The sequence below is a fragment of the Brunnivagina elsteri CCALA 953 genome (genome assembly GCF_002289455.1).
Classification (GTDB): Bacteria; Cyanobacteriota; Cyanobacteriia; order Cyanobacteriales; family Nostocaceae; genus Brunnivagina; species Brunnivagina elsteri.
The window spans coordinates 1-10,727 of record NZ_NTFS01000230.1 but is presented as its reverse complement, the minus strand read 5'-3'; the positions used below and the strand labels follow the sequence as shown (position 1 = coordinate 10,727).

At 40.1% G+C, this 10,727-nt stretch carries 9 protein-coding genes; 5 read left to right on the top strand and 4 right to left on the bottom strand.

Annotated elements, in window-relative coordinates:
• Window positions 1–422 precede the first annotated feature (422 nt).
• Window positions 423–1,181 (top strand): aquaporin Z, encoded by a 759-nt coding sequence (aqpZ, locus tag CK510_RS18895; RefSeq protein WP_095723178.1) that lies wholly within the window; start codon window positions 423–425, stop codon window positions 1,179–1,181.
• A gap of 618 nt (window positions 1,182–1,799) precedes the next feature.
• Here the strand turns inward: aqpZ and CK510_RS18890 are convergent.
• The 3 genes from CK510_RS18890 to psbQ form a co-directional block, all read right to left on the bottom strand.
• Window positions 1,800–2,642 carry an alpha/beta fold hydrolase gene (locus CK510_RS18890; RefSeq protein ID WP_095723177.1) on the bottom strand — a complete coding sequence of 281 codons (843 nt, stop codon included), beginning with the start codon at window positions 2,640–2,642 and terminating at the stop codon, window positions 1,800–1,802.
• Window positions 2,643–2,743: 101 nt separating this feature from the next.
• On the bottom strand, window positions 2,744–3,853 hold the full coding sequence (locus CK510_RS18885; protein WP_095723176.1) for an NAD(P)/FAD-dependent oxidoreductase: 1,110 nt from the start codon (window positions 3,851–3,853) through the stop codon (window positions 2,744–2,746).
• A 193-nt stretch (window positions 3,854–4,046) separates the two neighbouring features.
• The gene (gene psbQ / locus CK510_RS18880) at window positions 4,047–4,514 is read right to left on the bottom strand and encodes a photosystem II protein PsbQ (protein ID WP_095723175.1); all 468 of its coding nucleotides are present in this window, start codon (window positions 4,512–4,514) and stop codon (window positions 4,047–4,049) included.
• Window positions 4,515–4,795: 281 nt separating this feature from the next.
• On the opposite strand from psbQ, the gene CK510_RS18875 reads away from it, so the two are divergent.
• A complete protein-coding gene (locus tag CK510_RS18875) occupies window positions 4,796–5,230 on the top strand; it encodes a Tery_1686 family protein (protein ID WP_095723174.1) in 435 nt (144 codons plus the stop codon).
• Here CK510_RS18875 and CK510_RS18870 read toward each other — a convergent pair.
• On the bottom strand, window positions 5,227–6,429 hold the full coding sequence (locus CK510_RS18870; RefSeq protein ID WP_095723173.1) for an AAA family ATPase: 1,203 nt from the start codon (window positions 6,427–6,429) through the stop codon (window positions 5,227–5,229). The two genes, CK510_RS18875 and CK510_RS18870, sit on opposite strands and share 4 nt — an antisense overlap.
• Window positions 6,430–7,016: 587 nt before the next feature.
• Between CK510_RS18870 and CK510_RS18865 the strand changes: the two genes are divergently transcribed.
• The 3 genes from CK510_RS18865 to CK510_RS18855 all read left to right on the top strand — a co-directional run.
• Window positions 7,017–7,484: a MarR family winged helix-turn-helix transcriptional regulator gene (locus tag CK510_RS18865; protein ID WP_095723172.1), complete on the top strand. Its 468-nt coding sequence runs from the start codon at window positions 7,017–7,019 to the stop codon at window positions 7,482–7,484.
• Window positions 7,485–7,681: 197 nt separating this feature from the next.
• Window positions 7,682–9,202 (top strand): HlyD family secretion protein, encoded by a 1,521-nt coding sequence (locus CK510_RS18860; RefSeq protein ID WP_245912215.1) that lies wholly within the window; start codon window positions 7,682–7,684, stop codon window positions 9,200–9,202.
• Between the two features lie 478 nt (window positions 9,203–9,680).
• A partial coding sequence (locus tag CK510_RS18855; RefSeq protein ID WP_143289348.1) for an MFS transporter occupies window positions 9,681–10,727 on the top strand: 1,047 nt, incomplete at its 3' end.

Genomic DNA, 10,727 nt, shown 5'->3' with positions numbered 1-10,727 from the left:
TCTCCCCTTAGTAAGGGGAGAGGTTGGAGAGGGGTTCTATATTAGTCAAATTTTAAGCCGTTTGCAGTATATTACCATATCAGTCGTAAGCTATGGCGGAGATATGCCACCCTTACATATTAAAACAAATGCAAAATATATCTTAAGATAGATACTTTACTTATCGCAATCGTTAAATTCTGCGTCAGTTTAAAAAAAAAAGTAGTATCAATACACTACTGCGATCGCATTGAAACTATCCAGGTGTTGTATAAAGTTTAGAGATTTTTTTTGCAACACGATCAATTTTTAGCTGAAAAAGCTTAATATTTTCTTACTAATCAGTTTGTTGCTGCGACAAGATAGACAAACATTGTCCTAAAGTTGCAAAAAGTTGAAACTCAACAAGCCATTGGAAAACTTAGTAATGATATGGAAGATATATGGTATCACTTTTTACGCGTTGTCTTGCAGAATTTTTGGGAACATTTGTGTTAGTTCTTGGTGGATGTGGAAGTGCTGTTTTTTCAGCAGCATTTCCAGATGCAAAAGCCAATGAATTGGGAATTGGTTTTTTAGGCGTTGCTTTGGCATTTGGTCTGACAGTGGTGATTATGGCTTATGCAATTGGTCATATCTCTGGTTGTCATCTTAACCCGGCTGTATCATTTGGTTTGTGGGCAGGAAAACGTTTTCCTGGTTCTGAATTACTTCCATATATTGTTGCTCAGGTATTAGGAGCAACAGTCGCTGCTGGTCTAATTTATTTAATTGCCACTGGTAAACCAGGATTTACACTTTCTGGTTCTAATCCATTAGCGACAAATGGTTTTGATGTACATTCTCCTGGAGGTTATTCACTGCTTGCTTGTTTTATTACAGAGGTTGTACTTACCTTCATTTTTTTAATAGTGATTTTAGGTTCAACAGATGGACGCGCTCCCAAAGGCTTTGCACCTATTGCGATTGGTTTGGCACTGACACTTATTCATTTAATCAGTATTCCAATAACTAATACATCGGTTAATCCTGCTCGTAGTACTGGTCCTGCTATTATTGCTGGGGTAGAAATGTTTAAGCAAGTGTGGATGTTTTGGGTAGCTCCTATCTTAGGTGCTATCTTGGCAGGATTTTTCTATTCACAAGTTTTAGGTGAATCAGGAGAGCAAGTTGTGGGTGATGCAGAGTTACAACTGAAATAGCAAATCTCTATCATGTAGACATCTCCTAAAAGGAATGTAGAGACGTAGTATTGCTACGTCTCTGTGATGGTTTCAGACAACTTCTGGATATGTCTAATACCTTCGCCAAATTTATGTTTATGAGTTGCGATAAACGAAGTTTAACGCTAAAAGCGTATCGCACTATCAAAGCTTTTAGAATCAAGGTTTTTTCGTACTATACTAATAACCGGTTAAAGATATACTTTTCAATAAAGTAAAAATACTTTAGATGCTACCCTGCGGGAACGTGGAACGTACCTTCGTCAGCATGACAAAAATTTATATTCTATCCGTCTTTCGTACTAGTACAACACGGCGCAAGTAAACCGACTATTGTGAATACCAAACCCGTCAGCCAGCCAGAGGTTATAAACCTCTGTCTAATAGCGAAAGTCCTCTAAAAGAGGACTAAATTCAAGCACTAAATGGTAGGTATATTTATGCCAAGCTGTACTAGTCAAATTACCGTTAGAGATTCTAGATTGATCGATTACTGTAATTTACGATCGCCGCACAAATGGCAAAAGTTTATATTCTATCCGTTTTTCGTACTAGTCAAATTACCGTTAGAGATTCCAGATTGATCGATTACTGTAATTACGATCGCCGCACAAATGGCAATAAGTCTTGTAATATGGTTTCGTGGTAATGTTCTTGTGGGTAATGACCGACGTTGTTAAGTCGCACTAATTCACCGTTTGGAATAGCTTTGGCAAATTTTTCTGCCATCTCGACAGGCAACCAAGGGTCAATTACTCCCCATTGAATTAATACGGGTTCTTGCCATGATTGGAAACCAGTTTCTATTTCATTCATAGCTTGTTCAAGTTGTAAATTACGAATTGTTGCGAGTAAAGCTCGTCCTGAAGATGAGGATTTTAAGAAGGGTTTGCGATATATATCTAAATCCTTATCTTCAATTCGATAACGGGAACCACCTTCTAAAGTTCTATCGACAAGTAAAGGGTCTTGGGTTATCATTTCACCAGCTAAAGGTAGACCCATTTGTTTAATTTTCCAGGGTAATTTAGCAGTAGTGGAAATTGGTGTATTCAAGATTGAGATATTAGCAATTTGTTCGGGATGACGTAAAGCATACTGTAACCCAACCGAACCTAGATATCCCTGAACAATTAAGGAAAATTTTTCGATTTCTAATGCTTGGATAAATCCTGCCAATGCATTAATAAAGGCATCAGCATTGTAAGCAAACTCGCGTTTTTCGGGTTTAGAAGAAAAACCATAACCAATCCAATCGGGTGCGATCGCATGATTTCCTTGTTTAGATAAAGCTGGTAAAATGTTTCGCCAACTATAGCTTTGGGAAACTATACCATGAAGTAATACTACAGGTAATAAATCGCTGCGACCGATGGGTTCAGATTCGCGATAAAACCATTCTAAAGAGTCGATTTTGATATTTTTTTCGAGAACTGCCATTTTTATTGGTTGTTTGTTAATTTCCCATCTAAAAAAATACTTGTTTACTTAACCGCCAAGTACGCCAAGTAATAAAATAGGGTGATTAGACGTAGCAAGAATTATGGGTTATTCAGAATCATCTCACGAATTGCGATCGCAGTTGCAGGTGCAAGTAAAACACCGTTACGATAATGCGCCGTGGCAAGTAAAATATGACTAAATCCTGGTAATTTTTCAATTATTGGTGCAGGACGATTTTCTGGACGAGGACGAAAACCTGACCAAGTTCGGGTAATTGTAGCATTTGCCAGTTCGGGACAGTAGGATATTGCTTGCTGTTTAATCGTTTCCAATAATTCTGCATCTGGGGGTAATGAATTTCCTTCGGCATTGGGAAATTCCACCGTCGCACCTACCCAATAATCGGTAGTTGGTATAATACCTGCACCGCAAGGAACTATATGTACGTCGTTACCCGTTAGCATCGGTTGAAATTCCTGATTTCCTAAAGCATGTCCAACGTGGAAATGTATCGCTTGTCCCAATACTGGACGAATATCAACTTTTTGCTGCAATTGGCTAGTTAAAGCAGTAGAACCAAGTCCAGCTGCAATAATAACCCTATCTGCGGTAATTTTCCCATCACTGGTTTCAATTTCGATTTTCTCCCCCTCACTAGGGGATGGGATTAATCCCGATACTTCTACACCAAATTTAAAATTAACGCCATTTAAAATTGCGGCATCAACCAAAGCCAATGTTAGGGTCGTTGGGTCAATTTGTCTGTCTTGAGGCGAGTATACAGCACCGATGAACTTTTCAATATTTAATTGGGGACAAACTTGTTTAAGTTGACTTCGATCCCAAACTTCCAACTGCCAACCTTGGGAATGACGAACTTTAGCCAGATTTTCCCAAATGCTTAAATCATCTCCATCCAAACATAAACTCAGGATTCCTTGACGATTGCAGGGAATTTTTCGTCCCGATACCGCTTCCAATTTGGGAATCCATTCCTCATAAGTCGCAATACTTGTTTCTCGCATCCTCCAAGCCTTACCTTTGACTTTGTGGCTAATAATGCCCATCAGCACCCCTAAAGCTGCCCCTGTAGAAGCTTGTGCAGGTGGCTTTTGGTCAATTACAGTAACCTGCAATCCTTCAAATTGGCTTAATTCGTATGCGATCGCAGCTCCGACAATACCGCATCCAATTATGGCTATTTGCATTTATTTTTTGGGAAAATGGGATTGGGCATTGGGCATTGTAATAAAGACACAAGTGAAAAGATTTTTAAAGATAAAAATAAAAACAAAATTCTCATAAATTAACTTTAAGGGCTTTAAAGCCTTTTTATTGTTCTTTCTTTAGCCTTTTTGCTTTTTACTTTTGCCTTCATCCATTACCCCATACCCAATTTAATTACCCTTCCTCAGTAGAACTGATGGATTCAGGCAATAATTCCAGGAATTTATCAAAGTCAACATAAGCAGCAGCAAAATTACTTGCGGCAACTGGTTGATTGCCAGAAGTCGCTGCTTGGTCGATTTTAACCAAATGCTCAAACAAATCCCGTGCGACTTTTCGAGCTATTGGTTGCTCTTTGGGTAGCAGATTGGGGATAATATATGTCATGTCCAAACGCGCTTCCGCCATTGGTCCATGTATAAAATTACCAACCTTAATCCAATCCTTTGTACCAATTAACTGTCTGAGTTCGGTAGCGCGATCGCGTACCGCAATGATATCCGTCTTGTATTCATCTATCTTTTGCACTTGTGCTTGTGTGTAAGTTGGAGGTGGTGTCGAAACAGCAGGACCTCCACAACTCATCAAGAATGTTGCCAAAAATACCAGAATTAAGGAAATAAGAGTCCGTTGACGCGCCATAAACAGAGCTTATTTGTTAGCCAATTAACAATGTCATTTTAGATCGGAGCGTGTTACTTCTCACCATTATTCCCTTCTTCTTTTTCAGGGTTCTCCCATTTTCCATATTTCCCCCCCTTCTCCGCGCCCCTACGTGAGATAAAAATAGAGCGAAAAAGTTGATTTAACGTTGCAAAAATTAACAACTATTGATAAGCTGAAACACTAATTGAATAAGCTTTTCAGTAATTTTTCTGTCGTCAAATCAGAAAAAGCACCTACACAAAGTTAGGAGTGTTTTCGTGAATGCAGATGAGATGGCAATTAGCCTTGAATTCGCCAGCAAAATAGCCACTGTGGTCAATTTGTTCAAGTACGAATTTCCAGATGCCAAATCTGACCTCAAACCTTGGCAAAATGACCCAGACACGCGAGAATTAATCGACCCCGACTCGATCGATATTGGTTTTCACTTTCCTGGCATCAGTCGTTCATGGCGAAGTCGAAGTTTACTATTTCAAATTCGCTTATATAAAGACCCTATCACAAATTCACGTCGAGTCATTGGAGTCGAAGTTGCCGGATTTGACCATCTGGGTGAGGCTTGGAGGCTTTCCACAGTGGAAAACTGGAATGTTGTTGGTAGAACCCATCCATCAGAGGAAATAAGCGATCGCATCAAAAATTTTTGCCGTCATATTCTAGAGGTATTCAACCAATCCAGCGATATTATTTAAACAAATTTCTGTACGAATTCGCACATCAAGTCTATCCGACCTTTACGTAACATTGCGGGGTCTAAACGTTCGGTAGTATTACAAGTCATGAGGATAACTAGCCGTTGTTGAATGTGGATACCTCTTTCATCGATGACGCTTTGGTAAAGGGTTCCGTCAAGTAAACTCAATATATGTTCGGTCTTATTGTTGTACTGGGCAACTTCAGAAGCACGATTTTGGGCAAGGTTATCAGCTTCATTAATGATGATACAAATACGCTCCAAGTATGTAGGTGGAACAAAATTTGCGATCGCATCATGGTCAAGAATGAAAATTACGTACCCCAATGGGACTAAAATTTCTTTAGCGACGGCTTGTGTCCATACGGTTTTCCCAGTTCCCGGTTCACCATGTACCAACACAGCTAGCTGAGGTTGATCGAGAATAGTTTGTTGTACCGAATCGGTAAAGCTTTGGATGCTATCGGGAAAACTGCGAATGGAAAATTGGCTGTGAACCTTGCCAACACGACTTTGATACCCACTTAGCATTACTGCTAAATCGTAAGTAGACTTGTTAATTAATGGCGCTAAATTTTTCGCCATCAAACTATAACCCCTTCTGCCGCGATCGTAAGGGTCAATTTGCAACCAAACGTCATATTTCGACCAATAGGCAAACACCGTATTGATGACATCGAGACGTTCCCAATTAATAAATTTTTCTACAGGAAAATAAAAGTCACGCTCTGAATAATATTGGGTAATCATATCAGGACGACCAAGTATTTCCAGACTTCGCACCACAGTTATTTCTTGCAAACGATTAAGTACGTAGTCAATGGGAATACTGTTGCGACTCACAAATTGAACAATTGGGGTTTCAGTACTCAAAACCTCTTTGTAGCGATAGTCTGGTGTTAGGGGTTCTGGAGTTACGTAATTCCAATACTTTTCAAATTCCCCACGGGTATAATCTGACGCAACATTTAATATATTAGCCCACCAAGCATACTGTTTTCGTCCCAAGGCATCAGCATAATAGCTCGCGAGGTTAACACTTTTCTGCGTCAACTCCTGGGTATCAGTCTGAAACAACTGCCAGAAATACTTTACATCAAAATCACGCCGCAAAGGTCGCCAGCCACTAGAAAGTAAATTATGACGATTTCTATTTTCGGCAGAACCGTCATTGTTTCTAAAATAATCAAAATCCATATTTCAGACTTATATTCAAACTTGTATCAGACTTTTTACACTAAGAGAACTCCACAAAAAGAAATGCTTTTCGGTCATTCTGAACGAAACGAAGTGTAGTGAAGAATCTTGCGAGATGCTTCGTTTCGCTTCGCTACACTCAGCATGACAACACAGGATCAACTATTCTGTGGAGTTCTCTAAATCGAGTATTGCGATGCGGAACTTAGGAAGATACAAAAGTGTTCCCGTACTATAAACTACTTGCGTCAATCGTGCCAGAGCAAAAAAGTGTCTTTTCCCGGCAATTTTTACTCACTTATTCTCAATTAACGATTTATTGAGTGAATATCGAGACTAATAATTAAGCCAGATGGGATTTTCAACATCAAACAACATTTGGATTAAACACATTCATTTTTTATTATTGTATTACATTGTAGTATGAGAGTAAGTTGATGTCAACCTTGTCCCATTCCCAAAGCTGCTAAGTAGTTGTGCAAAATTAATTGTACTGACAATATATAATTAATTTTGCCTAAGTACTTACACAATCATCCAACAAAATCTATGCTATATTAATATTACGTGCGCTAAGTAGATTTAAGATGATATCTGCATTTGACAATTCTCAATTAATTCCATCCTGGCAACAAATTTTAGCACCCCATAACATGGGTTACAGAATCAAGTTGCTCTCACAATTGTTGACGCGCAAATTCACCGAAAAGTTGGAACCATTTGGACTCACGCCGTTCCATTGGTTGGTGTTATGCTGTTTATGGCAAGATGACGGTTTGCCAACTTCGAGTATTGGCGATAAATTACAGCAAGTTGGTGGGACTTTAACTGGTGTTATCGATCGCATGGAAGAACGTGGCTTAGTGCGACGGGAACGGGATATTAAAGATAGAAGAATTTGGCGTATTTGGCTAACTGATGCTGGAAGAGAACTTGAGCATACCTTACCACCTTTGGCTGTCGAGTTACGGGAAGAAGCTATGAAAGGTATTTCTGATTGCGATCGCGAATTATTTTCCCAGATTTTGAATCAAGCAATTTCCAATATCTCCTGATGGGGAACTAGTCAACCAAGATATCTCTACCTTTTGCTCAAACTAGTTTCACCTAATTGACAGAGGGTATTTACTAAGTTCTTCTGATAAAATCCTTAGCACACGAACTAATTTAGGATAAAATTAAATCAGGTATATATTCAGCGTACTAAACATAAGAGTTAAAAGTATTTTATAAAAAGGGTGGGTAAAGAATCATGGAAGTTACAAATAACGGACATAAAGCCAAAGTAGTTACGATTGAACAAGATGGGATACCAACCCTGCGGGAACCGCAAAGCGGTACAAAGATGTTCGGCATCGCAAACAAGCCAAATTTAGAAGAAGAGCTATCAGGAGCAGGTGGAGCAGAAGCAGCATTCGTCACTCCGGAAACACAGAAGGAACAGCAACAAGGAAAAGCGAACACAGCCAAAGGAAAGAAGCCATTAGGATTAATTTTGGGACTGTTGGGAGTTGGTGCTGTTGTGGTAGGTGGAATTGGACATAACTATTGGCAGTATGCTTCGACGCACCAAGACACAGATAATGCGATCGTTGTTGGACATATCAATCAGGTTAGTAGCAAAATTCCTGGTACAGTTAGCGAAGTCTTGGTAAATGACAACCAAGTAGTGCAGAAAGGAGAATTGCTAGTTAAACTTGATACTCGCGACTACCAAAACAAAGTTCAACAAGCACAAGCATCATTACAAGCAGCCCAAAGACAAGCGCAAGCAGCCGAAGCAAATATCGGGTTAGCTTCCCAGACTACTAATGCCAAAACAGCGCAAGCACAAGGTGATGTGAGTGGTGCGATCGCATCAATTTCCACAGCACAGGCAGCCGTACAAGAAGCTCAAGCAGGCATTCCCGCAGCCCAAGCGACTATAGATGAAGCACAAGCGGGTATTCCCGCAGCCCAAGCACAGGTAGCACAAGCTAATGCAAATTTGCAAAAAGCCCAAGCTGACTACAACCGTTACAATAGCCTTTTCCAACAAGGTGCAATCCCCAGACAGCAGTTAGACACAGCAAAAGCTGCCTATGATGTTGCAGTAGCCCAAAAAAGCGTAGCACAGCAGGGGGTACAGCAGGCACAGGCAAAACTAGCATCGGCAAAAGTCGGGGTAGTACGGGCACAATCTCAACTCGCGCAAGCGAGGGAAGGTGTAACCAGTGCCCAGGCAAAATTAGCTGCATCCAAAGGTGGGTTGCAACAAGCGACAGCAGGGGGACAGCAAACCAACGTTAATCGGGCGCAGTATGAAGCCGCAAAGGCTTCGATTAGCCAAGCGCAAACATCCCTTCAAGATTCACAATTACAGCTTTCCTACAGTAATATTACTGCACCTGCAACCGGACGAATTGGTCGAAAAAATGTCGAAGTTGGGAACCGGGTACAAGTGGGAACTCCTTTGATGGCAGTTGTTAACAATGATTATTGGGTGGTTGCAAACTTCAAGGAAACCCAGTTAGGGGAGATGAAACCGGGAGAAGAGGTAGAAATTAAACTTGATGCTTTTCCGAAGCATACATTTAAAGGTCGTGTAGATAGCATTTCCCCAGCATCGGGAGCGCAATTTGCTTTGTTACCACCAGATAATGCCACGGGTAATTTTACTAAGATTGTCCAACGGATTCCTGTAAAAATAGTGTTTGATTCTGGGAGTATTCAAGGTTATGAATCGCGGGTTTCACCAGGAATGTCGGCTGAAGTGAGTGTTGTGGTTAAGTAATCACCATATCTCACGCGGAGGCGCAGAGAGGAAAACTCAGGAAATTGGGTTTCTCCCCCACGGGTAATCTCTAATCTTTGGGATAACCTAAAAACCCCGTCACTTGCTTCAACGGAGGAAACCTCCGCACAGCAGTGACTCGCTTTCTCCCTAAACGCGAGAACCCGAATAATTCTTCGTTGCATCAAGCATTCGATGATGGGAGAAACCAGGTTTCTTATTGGTGTTACATCGAAGATAGTCGTACTGAGTTAAAGAGAAACCCGGTTTCTAGTTTCCTCTCTACTTTTTAATTCAGCAATTCTTTGTAGGTTGGGTGGAGGCTTTGCGTAACCCAACATCAGGACTATACAATAAAGAGTTGTATGTTATTTAATTCAGATTCCGATTAATTCAGTCTTCAGAGAGTAGAGATATGAATAGGTTAGGGATTATCTTGAAAAACAAGCAAAAATTTTGCTGATTCGGGGAAATCTCTGTGTTCAATGCATCTGCTAGTTTAAAACAAATACTGCCAGCTTTTAGGTCAAGAAATTATCGCTTATTTTTTGCTGGGCAAGGTATCTCGCTAATTGGTTCGTGGATGACGCAATTAGCAACAATTTGGTTGGTGTATAGTTTGACTAATTCCCCTTTGATGTTGGGGGTTGTGGGTTTTACTAGTCAGATACCGAGTTTTTTTCTTGCTCCTTTTGGTGGAGTTTTTGCTGATAGATTTTCCCGTCATAAGACTTTGATTGGTACGCAAATTTTAGCGATGGTGCAATCATTAACTTTAGCTGCACTGGCATTATCGGGAACGATTCAAATTTGGCATATTATTGTCTTGAGCTTGTTTCAGGGATTTGTGAATGCTTTTGATGCTCCTGCACGTCAGGCTTTTGTGGTGGAGTTAATTGAAAAAAGGGACGATTTAGCAAATGCGATCGCAGTTAATTCTACTATGTTTAATGGTGCAAGGTTAGTTGGACCTGCAATTGGTGGTTTATTGTTAGCGCAAGTTGGTGCTGGTTATTGTTTTTTAATTGATGGTGTTAGTTATATTGCTGTAATTATGGCATTATTAGCAATGCGAGTCAGAGTAAACCAAATACCCAGAAGTAATGTCCACCCTTTACAGAGAATCAAAGAAGGATTTATCTATTCCTTCGGATTTCCACCAATTCGAGCCATATTAATGTTATCAGCATTAATTAGTTTATTTGGGATTCAATATACTATTCTTGTCCCAATATTTGCCGAAGAAATTCTTAAAGGTGGTGCAGAAACATTAGGTTTTTTAATGGCTGCTTCGGGAATTGGTGCATTGGTTGGGGGTATCTATTTAGCTACCAGAAAAACCATATTTGGGCTGGGAAAGATAATTGCGATCGCGCCAACTATTTTGGGATTGGCACTCATTGCTTTTTCGATTTCGCGATTATTACCACTTTCTTTAATGATAATGTTATTTGTTGGGCTTGGAACTATTCTCCAAATCGCAACCAGCAATTCTCCTTTCTGCACTACTTGGTTGTCATTTACC

Coding starts and splice junctions, on each gene's coding strand:
- aqpZ (WP_095723178.1), top strand. CDS start 423: ATGGTATCACTTTTTACGCGTTGTCTTGCAGAATTTTTGGGAACATTT.
- CK510_RS18890 (WP_095723177.1), bottom strand. CDS start 2,642: ATGGCAGTTCTCGAAAAAAATATCAAAATCGACTCTTTAGAATGGTTT.
- CK510_RS18885 (WP_095723176.1), bottom strand. CDS start 3,853: ATGCAAATAGCCATAATTGGATGCGGTATTGTCGGAGCTGCGATCGCA.
- psbQ (WP_095723175.1), bottom strand. CDS start 4,514: ATGGCGCGTCAACGGACTCTTATTTCCTTAATTCTGGTATTTTTGGCA.
- CK510_RS18870 (WP_095723173.1), bottom strand. CDS start 6,429: ATGGATTTTGATTATTTTAGAAACAATGACGGTTCTGCCGAAAATAGA.
- CK510_RS18865 (WP_095723172.1), top strand. CDS start 7,017: ATGATATCTGCATTTGACAATTCTCAATTAATTCCATCCTGGCAACAA.
- CK510_RS18860 (WP_245912215.1), top strand. CDS start 7,682: ATGGAAGTTACAAATAACGGACATAAAGCCAAAGTAGTTACGATTGAA.